This is a genomic window from Photobacterium kishitanii, from assembly GCF_003026355.1.
In the GTDB taxonomy this organism is placed as follows: domain Bacteria; phylum Pseudomonadota; class Gammaproteobacteria; order Enterobacterales; family Vibrionaceae; genus Photobacterium; species Photobacterium kishitanii.
In genome coordinates this window covers 60,566-79,962 of the sequence record NZ_PYON01000015.1, presented here as the reverse complement: position 1 = coordinate 79,962, position 19,397 = coordinate 60,566, and the positions used below count along the sequence as shown (strand labels likewise).

Sequence of the window (19,397 nt, the reverse complement as noted above, 5' to 3'; positions counted from 1 at the left end):
ACGCTGGCGTACAAATTATAACCAATAGAGATCTTATCAATGAACATCAATTATTTTTCTAATAATAAGAAGCGCCTACTAACTCTTAGCATCATATTGGCATTGTCTGGCTGTAATAGTGACAATATAAATACCACTCATCACAATCTTAATGGCAAAGGTGCACAACTTGAGCCTGGCGGATATATGTACTTCTTTGAAAATGGAGTACCGGATGCAATTACGACCACAGCAGAGCAAGCATTAACGACCTCAACTCTTCATTTTAAAGATGGTACACACTCATTAAAATGGCAATATGACCCAAAAAGCAGCATTATTTTTCATCAAAATATCGGTTATAGCCCAGAAAAAGAAAATGATATTAATCCACAAACATTTATGGCGTGGGTATATAACGAAATCCCTTCAAATAAAAAACTAACCTTTGAATTAGGTAATGAGAATAACACCAAAATTTATTTTAAATATGGCTTAAACTTTAGTGGTTGGCGTGGAATTGCCGTTCCCTTCCGTGACATGGAAGGAACAGCAACAGCAAATATGGACAGATTACGCATTATTGCCCCTGATCACCAAGGCACAATTTATTTAGATCAAATAATGGTTTCAGTCCCAGTAGATAATCGTTGGCCAACAGCAGATACTCAACAACCTTACGTTAATCCTGGTGTTGTTGATATGGCGAGTAAGAATTGGACCGCATTATTAATGTACCAACAAATGCTAGAACAACACCAACCAGAATTTAATTATCATGCTCAATTTAATGATGCAACGGGTGATACCGCTAATTTATATCAACAATTTGATCACCATTTAAACGTCAATATTAATGCTTCTATTTCTCAGCAAAAAATTGACGACAATCTCACTGACTATGATTCCTTTTTAATAAAACAAAATCAAGATGGCAGTTGGCAAGGAAAACCACTCGATCATCCGAAACGTCAAAACTTCTTAAAAACTGGAATTGTGAGTCGCACTACATTAACGTCACTAACAAAGACCGTAAATATCCGCGATTTGGGTAAAGTTATGCTGGAAACAGCTAAATATTTACGAACCGATTCTCTATCAACGGTTAATCGCCACCAACTTGAAACTCAGTTTATACAGGCCTTACAATACGCATTAGATCAAGGCTGGCAAGGGGGGTCTGGGCAACAAATAATAACGCACGTTGGTTATCAAACTAAGGAGTTCTTTGATGCTTTATTCATTAGCCGTAACTTATTAGCTGCACATAATCTATTACAACCCGCCCAACAAGCAATGATGTGGTTTAATGCCACTGGGCGTATTTATGAACAAGATGAAGACATCACCGCATCTAATGTTGATATCCTAAATACGCAATTACAATGGATGATCAAAAGCTTTTTGCTACTACCAGATCAAAACGAACGCCAGATAATGTTAGAGCAACTTCAGCAATGGCTCAGTAAAACTTTATTAGCTTCTGATGGCCTCGGGGGAGGCTTTAAAAAAGATGGTAGTATTTTCCACCACTCACAACATTACCCAGCTTACGGTAAAGATGCATTTGGTGGTTTATCAGCAGCAATATATGGTTTAAGTGCAAGCCCTTATCAAATAACAGCCGCAGCACATCAACGAATCAAAGACGCACTCTTAAAAATGCGGGTTTATACTAAAAACAGCTATATTCCAATCGTATTAAGCGGCCGTCATCCAGACGGTAAACAAAAAATCACCTCGATCCCATTTAAATGGTTAGCACTAGCAGGTTCACCAGATAAAACTCAAACGATCGATCAGCAACTAGCAGCAGCTTATGAAAACCTTACCGATAAATCATTCTTTGAAGACATCCAAGCTGAAGCTGAGCCTACTGGTGCATGGGCAATGAATTATGCATCAATGGCTATTATGCGAGGGGAAAGTGCTACCCCTAAAAAATCATGGTTAATTACAGCGCGAGGTTTTAGTCGTTATCTCGTAGGCAATGAAACGTATGCCGCAAACAATTTATATGGTCGTTATTTGCAATATGGCCAACTAGAAATTACCCCTGCAGATATAAAAAAACGCGCCTTCAGTCATGATGGTTGGGATTGGAATCGTTACCCTGGAATAACGGCAGTACAATTACCCAATGCCGAGCTACGAGCTACATTAACTCAACTTCCAGGAGCTGGTATTGAGGAAATGTTGTTATCAACCACCACTTATTCAGCGGCGAATCGTCTCCACGATCAAGCAGCAATGTTCGCAATAAAATTACAAGGGCATAAAAAATACAATCAGCAACATTTCACGGCCAATAAGTCATATTTTATGTTTAATAATACGGTGATTGCATTAGGATCTAATATTCACAATGACGATATTAACAATCCAGTCCAAACGACGTTATTTCAACATAATATAAGCGACTTATCTCCTGTTGAAGTGAATGGCGCCATTATTGATCAACTAGAAACGGAGCAAAAATTAGACGGCGAAATCACATTACAAGATCCAGCAGGTAATCGTTATTTTGTAACGACAACAGCAGCGCAACCATTATTATTTAGCTATAACAACCAAATATCTAATGACGAAGATGATGGTAAAGAAACCCACGGTCAATTTGCAACAGCAGTACTTGATCATGGTATTGAGCCAAGTAGCCAAGGCTATGAATATGCAATAGCTATTGAAGCGCAAACAAAAGAGAAACCACAATATCACCTCATTCAAAAAGATAACTTAGTGCATGCAATTGAAAGCGCTAATGGTATCGAAGCCTATGCGTTTTTTGCACCAGCAACAATTACGGCAGCGAAACATTTATTGTCTGCTGATACTGCATCGCAAATTATGCTACAAGAGCACTCAAATGGTCAGCAGCTAAAGCTCAGTGTCGTAAATCCTGATTTTGCATTCTATCAAGGCCAAGATCCTGAGCAAATAGATGCTAATGGCGATCAAGTTGAAGTCAGTATTTATGATCGAGATTGGCGTTATAGCCCTTCTCAGCCAGTAAAAACCCAATTCACTTTAAAAGATAAATGGCAACTAACAGCGCCTAGTAACGTCATTACAATCAAATATGATGGCAATAATACTAATATAACCACCACCACTGTTGACGCAACGCCACTGAGCTTTAACCTCTCAAAAGCCTAGGTTATTAAGCCAGGTTAACATCACAATAAGCCCAACTAATTAATGATTACTTGGGCTTTATATAAAAAACCAACTCTGTCCACTAACGTTAGAATGTACCACCTGTATGCCAAAAAATACCAATTACCATTGCCATATCCATTAAAAACCCAAGACTGTTACCGACCCAAATTGGCGGATTTTTATGAACAAAGCCATATACTGCCCATAATGCAGCTAAGAGTGCATAGAGCACCCATGTGGTTAACGATAAACCCAAGGCGTGTTCACTATGAGAAAAGAACAACTTAAACAGCTGCGGTAACGTTGCTAACGGGCCAACGATCCCCATCAACAACATAAACGGTTCAAATGCTGTCGCTATGCGCTTAAAACGGGTTGTCATCCATAATCCTTATGTATTATTAGTGTCCTAATAATAATATTCTAAAACACGCTTAAAAATGTCATTGATTACCTATCTAATAACAAATCGTGAACAACATTCACAATATGGACTTTTTTCATCCAACTGCCATTGACATAATACGTAATCACACTATTCTGGATTGAAGGAAAATAACCAAAACTATAAATAGTTTACTACGGAAGGTATTATATGGATTTACTACGCGGCTTATATTTACTACTAGAATCAATGTTCGAATAATGAAACATTTCTATTCTTATCGCTAAGTCGTAAGTAAGGGTTACCATTACTTACGACTTTATTTCATCCTACTATTTATCAGTTAACAAAAACGTTCCTACCCTTTGATATACTCGCTGACAATGATCAGGCACCACATCTTCTAAATTTAAAAACGCATGCACCATATCAGATACATGGTAATGCTGCGCCCTACTATCCAGCTGACGCAACTGCTGATAATAATAAATGCCTTCATCCCGTAATGGACAAAATTCGGTAGTAATCACTAATGTAGCAGGAAAGCCAGCCCTTATAGGCTGCCATAATGGCGATGCATTATATCGATGGTGATCAGCTTGAAAGTATTGATCAAAATACCATTGAATTTTATTTGTCTGCAGAAAATAGTCATTACCATTGCTCACAATCGAGGGCAAAGATAGAGTGTAATCAAGACTAGGATAAATAAGCACTTGCTTATGAATTTGTACCGTATCATCTTCTTGTGCCAATACACACATTGTTGCCGCAAGAGCGCCACCAGCAGAATCGCCACCAATAGATATTTGTGCTATGTCATTAATACCAATTCGATCTAGCTCTGATAATAGATGCTGCAAGCACAAATAAACATCATTAACAGCAGCCGGATAAGGGTGCTCTGGTGCTAAGCGATAATCGACAGCAACAACAATATGTTGACTTGCTAACGCTAATTTACGGCAGATAGGATCATAGACATCTAGACTACCCGCAACATGTCCACCACCATGTAAATACACCAAAATAGGTAATGGTCTTTGAGGTAGGGGGTGATAAACACGGATTGGAACATGCTCAATGGCATCATCAACAATCATTGCGATCTCAGGTATATCCGTAATGAATGTCTGCGTAATTGTCGCTAGCCCCTCACGCACACGAGTTGGGCTAAATTTAACGCCAGCCGCCATTAAGGCGGCTAATTCAAGATTAAATCCATGTAACCACGTTGCCAGTGAGCCATCCATTTCTCGCATAAATTTTCTGTCCCCCTCTCAACCACACCATTAATTGAGGATGACGATAAAATCTCAGCGCCATCAGAAAATATCGATAGTTAAATTATAATCTATTGACATAAAACTGATGATCTTTAATAAAAAAAGGTGATAAGCGGGGAAACTTACCACCAAAATAAGACTATAAACAATGATGTAACTCGGTTTTATACAACCGATTTAGTTATTATAAGGCAATATTTTCACACTGTTACGTGTAACTAATGTCGGTTCAAGTTGAATAACCTGAGTATCACTCATTTGAGTATCTAAGCGTTTAAGTAAGGTTTCAACGGCAGCTTGTCCTAATCGGTACTTGGGCTGATGAATAGTTGTTAATGCTGGAGACATATATTTTGCAATATGGATATCATCATAGCCAATGATTGATAAATCATTCGGGATTTGAATACCGCACTCATTAGCCGCATTAATAATACCCATCGCCATCATGTCATTTGAAACAAAAATAGCGCTGGGTAGCGTGCCATTGTGGTGCATTTTCATAAAGGCATCATAACCACCTTCACATTCAAAATCGGACTCGATTATCCAATGCGAATTAAAACGCAAATGTGCTTCATTCATTGCCCGTTTATAGCCTTCATAACGCATTTGAGCTTGATGCCTAATCAACGGACCAGTAATACAGCCAATATCAGTATGACCCGACTCAATTAAATATTGCGTTGCCATGTAACCACCACGAAGGGAATTATCTTGAATCTTATCACTGGTAAATAACATTGGCCCCCAATCCATAACCACCACGGGAATATCAGGGTAATGTTCAAATACATCAATCCGCTCACCTTCTAACGACGAACACATTAAAATCAGTCCATCAACTCGCTTTTGCAATAAAGTATTGATTGATTCGCGCATCCGTTGGTGATCACCTTCTGTATTACACAAAATCAGGCTATAACCATTTTGATAACAACTCCGTTCAACGCCTTTTACGACCTCACCAAAAAAAGGATTTGTGGATGTAGTCACCAACATCCCCAAGGTTTTAGTACGATTAACTTTAAAACTGCGCGCCAATACTGATGGGCCACTATAATGCAATTCTTTAGCTGCGTTATTTACTCGCAGTGATATTTCTTCACTGACAAAGCGGGTTTTATTAATAACATGGCTGACAGTGGATGTAGAAACCCCTGCTAATTTTGCGATATCTTTCATCGTTGCCATGTTATTGATCCTTTGGTGAATTATTACTTTAACTATTCTTGCTGAGCCAGAAAATCCTCAACCTCTTTACGGGTTGGAATTGATGTTTGAGCACCAAAACGAGTAACTGAAATTGCGGCAGCAGCATGAGCAAATTTAACCGCTGATTCTAAAGCTAAATCTTCCAATAAACCAGTCACGAATGCACCATTAAAAGTATCACCCGCAGCCGTAGTATCAGTCGCTTCCACACTAAAACCTGCAATAATGTCACCACAACCATCTTGGCTTAACCATACACCTTTGGCACCAAGAGTGATCATCACAATTTTGATCCCTTTCGCATGCAAAACATTCGCCGCTTGTTGTGCACTATCAGCATCTGTCACTGTGACACCCGTCAGCACTTCAGCTTCTGTTTCATTAGGCGTAATAATATCTACACACGCGAGTAACTCATCAGACAGTGTACGTGCTGGAGCTGGATTTAATATCACCACCGTATTAGCAGCTTTTGCTACTTGTGCGGCTTTTTCAATACCGCACAACGGTGTTTCTAATTGCATCAATAGATAATCAGCTTGGCGAATACGCTCTAAATCAGGCTCAATAGCAGCCGCTGTTAACTTGGCATTAGCTTCTGCTGAAAGACAAATACTATTTTCACCACTGTCTGAAACTTGGATCATCGCAATCCCAGTCGGACAATTAGGCTGCATTTTCACTGCCGTAATATCGATACCGTCCATTCTAAAATTTTCACGAATGTTAATCCCAAATGAATCATCTCCTACACAAGCGATAAAACCGATATCTGCATGCAAACGTGCTGCGGCCACCGCCTGGTTGGCTCCTTTTCCTCCAGGAATAACTTGATAGTTACGTCCATGAAGCGTCTCACCTGGACGAGGGAAAGAAGGGACTTGCAGAACATGGTCAGCGTTAACACTACCTAACACCACTAACTTATTCATAGGATTTTTCCTCTGTTCTTAACGAACCTTTCTAATAAAACATAACAAAATAAATGCTTTTAATTTTTCAACACTCACAACCTAGAATGAGACGAAAAATCAAAAGCTTTTATTTTACTCTCTCTTCTCAGAACCAATAATTACAGAGAGAGTAAATATGCGAGAATAAATTACGATTGTTTATACTGACAGACAAATACCGGTGCGCACTGTAAAACAACGTTCTTCATTAGGTTGCAGATAAACCACAGTTCCCCGCTCTTGCGCCGCGAGGAAGCCTTCAGGTCGACATGTTGCAGGTAATGCATATGCCGCAACCTGTTGGTCACCATTGCATAATAACCATCGAGTCGCACAATTAAATTCATGGGTATCAAATTCAGTCAGTAAATATTTATCGCCAACTTGCATTTTAAATACCGCCCGATCCACATAACGGCCAATATCATCGATACAGTACACAATTTCAGGATCATGCATGTCAGGCTTATCAAGTATTGAAATCGGTGCTGATGTTTTTAAACTGTCATTGTATGCCAACCACTGCGATGTTGGTTGTACATGCGCAGGTACAGTTTCACGTAACATTAATGCTGCGTCAGGAATATTTTGCGTCATAACCGCATTTTCAATATAGGTAGCATTAATATGACACATATACTGCAATGGCATATTCACGCTGGCAAGATTTTTTACTGACATTTTAATATCAAATAAACTGGCATCTTTGGCTAACTGAACCGAAGGAGTCGCCAAGTAATGATCCCCAAAACCCATTACATATTCATAACTACCTTTGATTACAACATTGTCAGCATCAATTTCTAGCCATGCTGAATCCATTACTGCACAAGGCATTTCACCATGTAAGGCATGGTCATCTTGCGGAGATGGGCACCCCATACGAAGCATGCCCGCATGAAAAGCAAAACAGCCATATGTCTCAACAACTGTTTTAGCGAATTTTGGTTCAGAGAACATATTTTTCATACACAAATCAGTGTCTAAAAAATGTGCATCCCAAATCATCTGCCCCATAAAAGGCAATACCACCAGATGTCCTTTGGTATTTTTAATTTCAACCGCATGCACACCTGAATTATATAGGAAGCTATGAATCTCAAAATGTTCAGACTGAGCGATTAACGTTCTTTGCTTAGTGAAATTTTCTTTATATAACGGCAAGGTAAACATATTTAATTCCTCCAAAAACTGACCACCCATGATTGAATGGTCATAATCGAACATTACGCTTTAGCTGCAACAAAATTGAATCTTTGCTTATATTTCTTTTCATTCATGAAGTAGACAAATACCACCGCGAAACATAGCGCACTCACAATAAATGACGACTGTAAGCCAATATTATCAGCAAGTAGACCTTGAATAACTGGAATAGCCGCACCACCAATGATAGCCATCACCACAAACCCACCCGCGGTTTCTGTATAGCGTGTATCAACAGATTGTAAGGTCGATGCGAAAATTGTTGCCCAGCAAGGTGCAAATAATGCCGATGTTCCTACCGCAACCCAAACCGCACTGAAGTTAGGAATAAAGGTCACATATATCAAGCACATGAAACCAATAGCCGAGTAACCCATTAATACGTTTTCTTGTGAGGTTTTGGTGAATAAGTAGTTCGCTAATAATTTGCCTAAGAAGTACATAATAAAGGCGTATAATAAGTAGTTAGCTGCATCATGTTCGACCATATTATGATCTAACTCTAACGCTAAACGAATCGTAAATGACCATACCGCCACCTGCATACCAACATAAGCAAACTGGGTCGCAATGCCTTTAAAGAAACGCTTATTACCCATTAAATAAGACAGTGTTTCACCGAACGAAGGCTGATTATCTTTACTATCTGATGCCGCTTTACAGTTAGGGTATTCAGTCACTGCAATTAAAACTGCAATCGTCGCAATCACACCCACTAACCACTTATAAGGTTCTAATGTTTGTTGTAACACTTGCTCTTTAAAAGCGGCAAGCTCAGGACCAGTTAGCGTCGCCATCATATGGCCAACATCAACACCTTCTTGGAAAATAAGATGTTTACCAAGTAACAGACCAATGATGTAGCCCATCGCATTAATCGTATGAGAAATGTTTAATCGTAGTGTCGAACGCTCAGGCTCACCAATCATCGCAGAATAAGTATTACATGAGGTTTCAAGGAACGACAATCCAATCGCAATACAAAAAATTGCGGCTAGGAACATAGTATAGGTGCCAGCATGAGATGCTGGAAAGAACATTAAACAACCTAAAATATATAACGCTAAACCAAGCAATATTGCTAATTTATAAGAGGATTTTTTCACAACCATCGATGCAGGGATTGCGACTAAAAAGTAAGCGCCATAAAACGCCGATTGTACCAGCGCTGAAGCAAAATTAGATAGTTCAAAAATGGATTTAAATTGGGTAATCAATACATCATTTAGCGCTGCTGCCGCAGACCAAAGTGCAAACACTGACGATAATAATAAAAATTGGAATATTGGCGTTTTATTTAAAAAACCATCCGCATGTTGAATTGTATTATTCTTAATAAACATAATATATCTTCCATAAAATCACCACGCCACGTTGCGTGTGCGATATTTGTTTATATTTAGGTAGACCTTATCCATATAAAGCAACGAACCAGATGTTCGATTTATGCCTTAAAACACAACACCTGTTTGGAAAATAATATTGGCATACGGCGTATATTCACCGGTTCTTACCACCGCACGGCTTTGCGCAGTACGTTGTTTAAATTCCTCATGTGATAAATAACCAATTTGAATTGATTTACCCGTTGTTAAACACTCTTGATCAAGAACAGCGAGCAATGCTTGATGGTGTTCAGGGCTGATTTCAGCAAATTCCGTTGCCATCAACACCGCTTCAATTTGTAATTCAGATAAAATAACTTTCACGGTATCGAGAAAACTCGGTACGCCATGTGTTAACGCCAGATCGATACGTTGTACATGTTGAGGAATTGGCAAGCCTGCATCACAAATAGTGATTTCATCGGTATGTCCTAGCGTTGCCACAAGGTACGAAAGTTCTGCATTAATTAGGGTACTTTTCTTCATTTAATTGACCTTCTCGTTACACGTTATATAACTCATTTATCTGTCTTTGAATTGATATTTATAATTGACAGTAAAACGCATCGAAACGTTTCGATGTAAATAATAAACCGCTGCAAAAAATTCACCATAGTGAAATATATAAGCTGTGAGAATGATCGCTTTCAAGGTTTAAAATAGGCTTAAAAAAGTTATTTCGCTCACATTTTTACCAGCGAAACGTTTCGATAATGAGAAGGAGGAAAGATCAACGTCCAGATCAAATAGCAAAAAAGCCATATTTAGCTATAAATATGGCTTTAAAAAAAGTGACAACGTTGCGATTTTATACGCGACGATAAGGTAAATACACCGGCTCCCACATATGGCTGGCTAATACTTGTTTAAGATCCTTATCCCGTAAATAACTACATGCATCCGTTGCTTGCATTTGAGTTAAAATAGCTTCTGCAACATGGATAGACACTGCTTTTAAGTCACTAATTCGAGGATAGATACATCCCATCGCTAAATCTTGCTCATTAACGCACTCTGCCAGTGCATAGGAAGCGGTAGTAAACATATCTTGAGTGATTTTTGATGTTTGCGACACAATCGATGCGAGGCCAACACCAGGGAAAATAAAGACGTTATTTCCTTGTCCAATACGATACTGCTGGCCATTATATTCCACATCAGAAAAAGGACTTCCCGTCGCAACAATTGCTTGGCCATCACTCCAATGATAAATCGCTTCAGGAATGGCTTCACAGTGAGCAGTTGGATTTGAGAGAGGAAATATAATTGGTCGAGGAGTATATTCCATCATCTTTTGAATATGTTCTACCGTAAACGAACCACCAATACCACTTGCACCCAGTAATACCGTTACGGGATGATTATTAATTAATTCTGTTAAGCTAATTTTACCAAGATCAGTAGCATGCCAACCTTCAGATATTGAACGCGGTTTAGCATAGCGACGCTTATAATCTTCTAAGCCATCACGATCATCAAATACCACTCCTTGAGAATCGAGAATGAAAATTTTTGCTCGCGCTGAATGATGACTGCAACCTTCTTTAAGTAGGCCGGCATAAATTTGATCAGCCACACCAACCCCGCCAGCGCCAGCCCCATAGATAACATAAGTTTGATCAACTAACCGTTCATGTTTGATCTTACAAGCACCAAGAATACCAGCTAAAACAACAGAGCCCGTTCCTTGAATATCATCATTAAATGACGGCAAACTATCTTCATAATCATCTAAATTATCAAACGCATTGGCTTTACTAAAATCTTCCCACTGTAATACAGCTTTGGGAAAATAACGTTTAACTTGTTGAACAAATGCTTTTATAAAACGTTTATAAGCATCACCACGAAGTCGTTTACGTGAAATACCTAAATACATAGGATCATCAAGTAACTCTTGGTTATCTGTACCAACATCTAATACTATCGGTAAGCAATGAGCAGGATGGATCCCAGCTCCTAATGTATATAACGACAACTTGCCTATCGGAATCCCCATACCGCCGACACCTTGGTCGCCAATACCTAAAATACCTTGGCTATCTGTAACCACAATGATTTTGATCTCTTTACCCATAAAATGGCGCGACATCTCACCCATTGCATCTACATTTTCTTCCGTAATATATAACCCACGCGCTTTTTGATAACGATGACTAAATTCTTGGCATGCTTTACCTACCGTTGGGGTATAAATAATTGGCGTCATTTCTTCTACATGACGAGATAATAAAGCATAAAAAAGCGTTTCGTTACGATCTTGTAGTGAGCGTAAGAACAGATATTTTTCTATATCCGTTGAAGCACTGCTAAAGCCATCATAGACACGGTTGAGTTGATCATCGAAGGTTTGTACTCGTGGTGGTAATAGTCCTGTTAATTGAAAAGCTTCACGCTCTTCTTGAGTAAAAGCTGTACTTTTATTTAAAGTGCGGTCATTGAGTAACTCGGTGCCGGTTAACGACACTGGACGAAACACTTTCCCTTGCGCATCTTTCCATCTGAGGTACTTACCGATAGTCATATTCTGTCTCCGCGTATAACAACAATAGCCAGCAGACTTTATTAACATCAACAACAGCCACACTGTTATTCATACTAATAAAACCATAATATAAATTAGAGTGTATATCTAACTGCGGCATAAAAATGTGAACAGTCGCATTTTTAATTATATCGCTAATTAAAAATTATCCTGACATTATCAGTTATACAAAAAGAATAAATAATCCCGAAAAAGACCCACTTTAATTATAGGTTTTCACGACGTATTGCCACTTTATCACAGCAAAATGGTGTAATATTAAGATTATCTCGTGCTTGCAGATCTGCATCAGTATAAAGCTGATATTTTAAGTGCTGGAAAAAACCATCTTTATAATCAACCCCAGCAATGGCAATAATGGCTAGTACTTGCTGAAATTCAATATACCTAAAATCATATTTCACTCGCAATTTATGCGCAGCTTTGATTGTTGCAGAAATAATATATTGATTAGCATTTAATGCTAAAAGCATAGACTCAAGTGCTGTTGTCGAACCGTCAACATAACAACGACGTTGATGAGGCTCAATAATTACTGTTGGTTTCATGGTAATGCCTCACTGCCAATAAGAAGCAATTAATAACACCACAAAAATCCCTGCAATTAACTTTAATAATAACCCTAAACTCGCGCCACCTTTAGGAGCTTTATTACAGCAACTCATACTTACCTCTATCATCAGCATATTTGAATAAAGCATGATCATAAAGGTTACACTGAGGGGAAGGTCAAGGGGGGAATTACATGAGTTACATAGCCACTATGTAACTCACTAATACCATAAAACAAAGATTGTTATTACTGATTATCCGCAGATTTAGTGGCAACTTGAGTATCCACTACCGTCTCAGTCTTTGATTGCGGTTCATCTTTAACTGCATTTTGAAAACCTCGCAATGCACAGCCAAGATCACTGCCTAGTGTTCGAAGTTTTTTGGTACCAAATAATAAAACAAAAATAACGGCAACAATAAGTAGCTTACCGATGCTAATTTCACCCATTTTTAATTAATCTCTCGTTGTTGTTCACTGTTAGATAAATAACGTTCTTTTGCAGCAGCAATGACAAATACAGCGGCAAAAAACACCCCAATAAACCATTTCGCTTCCAGAAACTCAGGAAAATAGTGGGTAATTGATAATTCAATTAAAAGAAGCACTGAAAATATCTGTAAACCGACAATAGTTAATTGCAGCCAAGTTGCTTTTTTATAAAGACTACGCGTTAACATCCACACGAAAAACATAACGGCAAGACCAAGTTTTACTTCAATAAACATCTGTATACCTTCAATGAGTCCAACTCACTTGATGGTATAAATTTTAATCTAATGTTTATGTAAGGATTATCAAGGTGAATATAAATTTTTTATAAACCCATTCAAAAATATAGTAATGGTTTAATCATCACTAATTAACCGATAACCAACCCCATTTTCAGTAATAATATATTGTGGTTGCGCAGGAGATCGTTCTATTTTATGACGCAGCTGCGCAATATGAATACGTACATAGTGAGCATGCTCAGTATAATTTCCTCCCCAAACTTCTTTTAATATCTGCTTGTGGGTTAATACCTTACCCATATTCTTCGCTAAAAGAGTGAATATCTTGTATTCCTTCGGCGTTAGCTTGATCGCCTCACCAGCATTGGTAACGGTTTGCATGGCTAAATCTAATACTACCTCACCAAACTGATACTGACTGATCTCAGCAGAATTAATATTAGTATTAATACGTAATGCTACTCGAATTCTAGCTAATAGCTCCCCACTACCAAACGGCTTAGTTAAATAATCATTAGCACCAGCATCGAGAGCAAGCACTTTATCTGCTTCTTTATCGCGCGCAGAAATAACAATAATCGGCGTTTCAGTCCATGAACGTAACTCTTTGGTAAAATCAAGACCATCTGCATCCGGTAAGCCTAGATCTAATAATATTAAATGTGGATTCCAGGTGGTAATTTGTTTAAGGCCTTCTTGCGCTGTCTCAACCGTTTTGACCTGATAACCATGTCCGGTAGTTAAAATATCAAGAAAGCGACGGATAGGTGCTTCATCTTCAATAATTAAAATCTTACTATCATTATTCATAAATATCCGTTAACTCATATTTTTCACAAGGAATTTTCACCACAAATATACTACCGCCGCCAGTACGTGATAATACACTTATCTCACCATTATGCGCTGCAACGATTAATTGGCAAATAGCTAAACCTAAACCCGTTCCTTTTACTTTAACTTGCTCAGAACGATAAAAACGCTCGAAAATACGTAACCGATCTTCTGGTGCCACCCCACAGCCACGATCAGCAATTTCAATAATGAAATGGCCGCGTCGATAATTAGTTTGAATATCAATTTCGCTACCTACCGGGCTATATTTAGCTGCATTTTCAACAAGATTAGCAATAATTTGTTCAATTAAAGTGTAATCCAATGACACTAAAATCGTATCACCGCATAAATTAATCGGATGCGATTTTATGACTTGCTCAACCCGTTTAATTGCACTCCCAATCACCTCTTCAGGTTCAACCCAATCACGTTTGGGAATCAAAGTCTTAATACTATAACGACTAATATCAAGTAACTTGGTTAAGCTACGATTTAAACTGTAACCTTCTTCTGCAATCGACTGTAATAATTCTTGTTGGGTTTGTTCTGGTAAACGTAAGCTCGTATCACTTAATGTGGTCGCAGAACCAATAATCGACCCTAATGGTGTTTTTAAATCATGAGATACCGCAGCTAATAATGTATTACGCATTTGTTCTAATTGATTGGCTTCTTTTGCCGCAGCTAAAGCGATATTCGCTTCAGATCTTGCTAACGACAAGCTAATCAGTGTACTCAAAATCGGATTAAACACCTGCTCTGACAATGCTTCAATCAGTAATACACCAAACATACCAGACTGCCCATCTAATGGATGTAAACTCAATGAGGGCGAGAGATACTCAATATGTTGTTGCTGTCTCCTACTGAAACGTTCAATTAACGGTCGATAAGTCACTTCACTGAGCTTCTGATGCGTCGCAAGACAATGTAACTGTGGCGAAAACAACCATACTTGTGCTCGCATTTTAAAATGCTGCTCAAGATGGACAATTAATGCTTCAGCGATAGCATGGCTTTCATTTAATGCCGCAAGTACTGACGCTAAATCATAATTACTATTTAACTCCGCCCGTAGAATCTGATTTTCTTCAATTTTTTGTTGTTGAGATTGGGTTAATCTCACCGCAAACACACCACTAAAAGCCATCACTGAAAAGGTGATAATATGTTGGTAATTCTGAAATCTAAACGAATTGTGCTCAGGTAAAACAAAGAAATGAAAAGCGACAATACTAATAGCAGTAATCACATACGCCATTCGTTTACGTAACAACACCCCGCTAACAATATTAAGTAGTAACAACAGCATTGCAGTATCAGTTTCAATAATAACATCTCGAAAGGCGACACCTAGATACGTCACTAATACGTATAGCAATAATAAAATACTGGTTTTGGTTACATCAAACCACGATAACGGGTTATTCATTCATTTCTCATTTTTTACCACATAAATTAGACAGCATTAAGCTAACAACAGCGCTCATCATTATTAAATACGATAATAATAAGCGCTGTAATTAAACCTAATGCGTTATATCTCTACATGAACCCCTATCTCAATCAATCTATCTTGCGGTACATGCAGTCGCTCTGACGTTCGAAGAGCGTTACGGCTTAATAAAATAAATAGCCGAGCTTTTACATCATGCCACCAAGAGCTGGGCTTCACTTTTATACGTTCTGATGACATAAAAAATAACGTATCCGTTGGGTGTAAAACAAAGCCATTGCTTCGTGAGACCGTGTAGATTTGTTCAATATCGGGCGACTCTTGATAACCAACATAAACAATCATTTGCCAGAAGGTTTCGGATAGTTGAGTCACTTCCATACGCTTTAATGGATGTACTCGTGGTTGATCTGGATATTTAAACGTTAACAGTACATTCCGTTGATGCAAAATTTCATTATATTTAAGATTATTGATTAATGATGATGGAACTTGTCCTTCATTTCGAGAGAAATACACAGCTGTACCTGATGCGCGGCTCCATTGCTTTTGCTCAAGTTCACTGACCATAGCTTCGGCAGACAAAGGTTGTTTAAGCAGTAATCCTAATCGTTGCCGTTCTAAATACCATACAACCATTAGAATAAACACCATTGAACCGATGGTTAATGGTAACCAACCGCCATCCATAAATTTCAATGATGTCGCAGTAAATAGCAAAGCATCATAGGTGAGCATTAATAGCCCATACTGTAATGTCACCAGTCGTGACCAATTCCATAAATGACGCGCTACAACTAGCGTGAATACCGATGAAATCAACATTGTTGCAGTTACCGCAATACCATACGCTGCAGCTAAACGTTCAGAGCTACCAAATGTTAGAACAACAGTAATAACTAAAATAAACAGCAGTAAATTAGCTAATGGTACATAAATCTGTCCCTGAGCTTGATGCGAGGTATGATAAATTCGCATTGGCGGTAAATAACCTAAATTAACCGCTTGACGCGTGAGCGAATAAATACCCGAAATCACCGCTTGCGAGGCAATGACTGTCGCAAAAGTAGCTAATATAATTAACGGTAACCGTAAAATAGTCGGTGCTAGCATAAAGAAAGGATTCGTTGCAGTACTCGCATCAGCCAGCACTAATGCTCCTTGCCCAAAGTAATTAAGCACTAAACATGGCATCACAATAAAGAACCAAGCAAGACGAATCGATTTAATCCCAAAATGGCCCATATCAGCATAAAGCGCTTCAACCCCAGTAACAGCCAACACGACCACCCCTAAGGTAAATAACGTTTCAATACCATGGTTAACAATAAACTCTAATGCATATAAAGGATTTAATGCCAGTAATACCCTTGGATTAGCAATAATACTGATCAGTCCCAACACGCCGATACAACTGAACCATAGCAGCATCACTGGTGCAAATAAGCGTCCAATGCTACCTGAACCATATTTTTGAATCGCAAATAATGCACATATAATACTAATCGCAATAGGAATAATCATCGGCTGTAAATTGTGATTAATAACAGTGATACCCTCTACCGCTGATAACACTGACATTGCTGGAGTAATAATTGCTTCACCAAAGAAAAAACCTGCAGCTAACATGCCTAAAAAGATAATTATTTTTTTGCTACGCTCAGGAGCTGCGCCATGCGCTAGTGCTGTTAACGTCAGCACACCACCTTCACCACGCTTAGATGCTCGTGTGACAACCGCTAAATATTTAATAGAAACGGTAATAACAAAAGTCCAAAAGACAAGAGACAACACACCAAAAACATTGGCAGGGTCAATGACCAGTGCATGCGAACCGCTAAACATCGCTTTAAAGGCATATAATGGGCTAGTGCCAATATCACCATATACAATCCCAACAGATAAGCACGTAAGTACTAATAGTGACTGTTTTTGATTTTGCATAACTTGTTACATATGTGTTTGCCCTTAACTACTGCAACACATAAGGCCTTATTTCATTCTACGAGGCGAGCAGGTTAACAAGGGTAATGTAAAGTTAGGGTATATTTTCCAGTATCAGATATAAAAAATATATAAGTTTTGGGCGTTATTTAACCAGTATGTAGCAACTCTCAACTGTCAACAAAAACAAAAACAAAAAAAGCATCAGTCACTGACTGATGCTTAATAATTCCGAGGTTAATATAGCGCTTACATGCTCTCTATATTTCGACCTGATGTTTCAAAACGATATTTATGTGTTACCCATGCGCCTAATAATGATGTCACAACTAAGCACAATAACAACGAAAACACCCCTATTCCATGCAGCAAAATCGGGAATAAGAAAGCAGTTAAAATCGCACCAAACTTAGCAATCGATGCTGCAAAACCTGCTCCTTTAGCTCGAATTTTAACGGGGAACACTTCACCCGATATCAAATATGTTTGTGCATTAGGACCAAGGTTATTCATAAAATTAAATAACATAAAGCCTAAAAACAGCAAATACATCTGATAATCACCATGCATTTTTACTGAAACTGCCGCACATAATAAGCCAACAGCACAACCAATAAAGCCATAAATTTGTAGCTTCATACGACCAATAGATTCAGAAAAAATAATCGCGCAAATAACACCAACAATAAGTAAGCAGTCAATAACTGCAGTACCTTTAGCTAAATAAATTGTATTAGCAATCGTGTTCTGAAGCGCATCTCCGCCTGTTGCCTGATGAGGATCAAGTACCGATGCTAAAATAACCGGCGTAAAAATACCAATACCATAAGTGCCAAGATCTTGAATAAACCAAGGTACTGATGCCAAAATTGTTTTAGCACGATATTTTTCTTTAAATAACCGTTTATAACCATGTAGCCATGATGATAGTTCAACATCATCACACGGTGTTTCTTCAATTGGCATTGACGACTGTTGCGAACGATGTAATAACCGCTTGAGTGATGTTTCAGCATCGGCCTTACGATTTTTAGACAATAGCCAATGCGCACTTTCAGGAATAAAGAAACGTGCAATCGTAATCGCTAATGATGGAATCAAAGCAATAATATACATCAAACGCCATGCATTGATGTCGTTAACATACGTCAAGACAAAAATACCGGTTAAAATACCGAGCAAAACACCAATAGATTGAAACGCAAACGCACCCAATACCAGCTTACCGCGGTTCTTGGATGGAATACTTTCAGATATCATTAAGTGCGCCGTAGGATAATCACACCCTAAAGCTAAGCCAATACCAAAGTTAAACACTAAAATACTCAGATAAGACTGGCTAGTGGCCATGCCTATCAAGCAGATCGAGAGCAAAGCCATCTCAATAATGAACATTTTCTTACGTCCATAAAGATCAGATAGCCCACCCAGAGCACTTGCTCCAATTAAAATACCAAACAGAATCGAGGAACTAATTACACCTTTCTGTAGCTCTGTTAAATGAAATTGTAGGGTTAATAATGGTAGGGTTAACCCCATCATAAAAACGATCATACCCTCAAAAAACTTACCAAATGTCGCTAATAACCAAATTCGCCATTGTACACGTGTCATTGACATTGAATATTTGCTAGTAACTGAGTTACTTATTGATATTTCATCAATATAATTTTGGATCGTATTTTGCGGTTGAATCTCTATTTTTTGATTCATGTTAAAATCAACAATGCTTATTGTCTTAATTCAGACGAATATCAGTA

At 38.3% G+C, this 19,397-nt stretch carries 16 protein-coding genes; 1 reads left to right on the top strand and 15 read right to left on the bottom strand.

Going from position 1 to position 19,397, the window contains the following annotated elements; translation table 11 throughout:
- Positions 1–39: 39 nt before the first annotated feature.
- Positions 40–3,135, top strand: coding sequence for a chondroitinase family polysaccharide lyase (locus C0W29_RS16050; RefSeq protein WP_107174198.1), 3,096 nt, complete (start codon positions 40–42; stop codon positions 3,133–3,135).
- An 88-nt stretch (positions 3,136–3,223) separates the two neighbouring features.
- On the opposite strand, the gene C0W29_RS16045 is transcribed toward C0W29_RS16050, so the two are convergent.
- The 15 genes from C0W29_RS16045 to C0W29_RS15975 form a co-directional block, all read right to left on the bottom strand.
- A complete protein-coding gene (locus C0W29_RS16045; RefSeq protein ID WP_045042866.1) occupies positions 3,224–3,520 on the bottom strand; it encodes a SemiSWEET transporter in 297 nt (98 codons plus the stop codon).
- A gap of 335 nt (positions 3,521–3,855) precedes the next feature.
- Positions 3,856–4,785, bottom strand: coding sequence for an alpha/beta hydrolase (locus tag C0W29_RS16040; protein ID WP_045045759.1), 930 nt, complete (start codon positions 4,783–4,785; stop codon positions 3,856–3,858).
- A gap of 201 nt (positions 4,786–4,986) precedes the next feature.
- Positions 4,987–6,003 carry a substrate-binding domain-containing protein gene (locus tag C0W29_RS16035; protein WP_045042868.1) on the bottom strand — a complete coding sequence of 339 codons (1,017 nt, stop codon included), beginning with the start codon at positions 6,001–6,003 and terminating at the stop codon, positions 4,987–4,989.
- A 32-nt stretch (positions 6,004–6,035) separates the two neighbouring features.
- Complete coding sequence (rbsK, locus tag C0W29_RS16030) at positions 6,036–6,956, bottom strand: ribokinase (RefSeq protein ID WP_045045760.1); 921 nt, start codon at positions 6,954–6,956, stop codon at positions 6,036–6,038.
- A 180-nt stretch (positions 6,957–7,136) separates the two neighbouring features.
- On the bottom strand, positions 7,137–8,150 hold the full coding sequence (locus tag C0W29_RS16025; RefSeq protein ID WP_045042926.1) for an aldose 1-epimerase family protein: 1,014 nt from the start codon (positions 8,148–8,150) through the stop codon (positions 7,137–7,139).
- A gap of 53 nt (positions 8,151–8,203) precedes the next feature.
- Positions 8,204–9,526 (bottom strand): L-fucose:H+ symporter permease, encoded by a 1,323-nt coding sequence (fucP, locus tag C0W29_RS16020; RefSeq protein WP_045045761.1) that lies wholly within the window; start codon positions 9,524–9,526, stop codon positions 8,204–8,206.
- 108 nt (positions 9,527–9,634) lie between these two features.
- On the bottom strand, positions 9,635–10,054 hold the full coding sequence (gene rbsD / locus C0W29_RS16015; RefSeq protein ID WP_045045762.1) for a D-ribose pyranase: 420 nt from the start codon (positions 10,052–10,054) through the stop codon (positions 9,635–9,637).
- 322 nt (positions 10,055–10,376) lie between these two features.
- Complete coding sequence (locus C0W29_RS16010) at positions 10,377–12,092, bottom strand: NAD-dependent malic enzyme (protein WP_045045763.1); 1,716 nt, start codon at positions 12,090–12,092, stop codon at positions 10,377–10,379.
- A 227-nt stretch (positions 12,093–12,319) separates the two neighbouring features.
- Positions 12,320–12,661 (bottom strand): hypothetical protein, encoded by a 342-nt coding sequence (locus C0W29_RS16005; protein ID WP_036791539.1) that lies wholly within the window; start codon positions 12,659–12,661, stop codon positions 12,320–12,322.
- 251 nt (positions 12,662–12,912) lie between these two features.
- Positions 12,913–13,116 carry a twin-arginine translocase TatA/TatE family subunit gene (gene tatA / locus C0W29_RS16000; protein WP_045045764.1) on the bottom strand — a complete coding sequence of 68 codons (204 nt, stop codon included), beginning with the start codon at positions 13,114–13,116 and terminating at the stop codon, positions 12,913–12,915.
- 2 nt (positions 13,117–13,118) lie between these two features.
- On the bottom strand, positions 13,119–13,394 hold the full coding sequence (locus C0W29_RS15995) for a hypothetical protein (RefSeq protein ID WP_045045765.1): 276 nt from the start codon (positions 13,392–13,394) through the stop codon (positions 13,119–13,121).
- A 120-nt stretch (positions 13,395–13,514) separates the two neighbouring features.
- The gene (locus tag C0W29_RS15990; protein WP_036791544.1) at positions 13,515–14,210 is read right to left on the bottom strand and encodes a response regulator; all 696 of its coding nucleotides are present in this window, start codon (positions 14,208–14,210) and stop codon (positions 13,515–13,517) included.
- Positions 14,203–15,669, bottom strand: coding sequence for a sensor histidine kinase (locus C0W29_RS15985; RefSeq protein WP_045045766.1), 1,467 nt, complete (start codon positions 15,667–15,669; stop codon positions 14,203–14,205). The genes C0W29_RS15990 and C0W29_RS15985 overlap by 8 nt, the downstream gene beginning before the upstream one ends.
- 105 nt (positions 15,670–15,774) lie before the next feature.
- On the bottom strand, positions 15,775–17,637 hold the full coding sequence (locus C0W29_RS15980; protein WP_045042877.1) for a potassium transporter Kup: 1,863 nt from the start codon (positions 17,635–17,637) through the stop codon (positions 15,775–15,777).
- Positions 17,638–17,886: 249 nt separating this feature from the next.
- Entirely contained in the window at positions 17,887–19,350 is a 1,464-nt protein-coding gene (locus tag C0W29_RS15975) for an MFS transporter (protein ID WP_036791553.1), read from the bottom strand.
- Positions 19,351–19,397 lie beyond the last annotated feature (47 nt).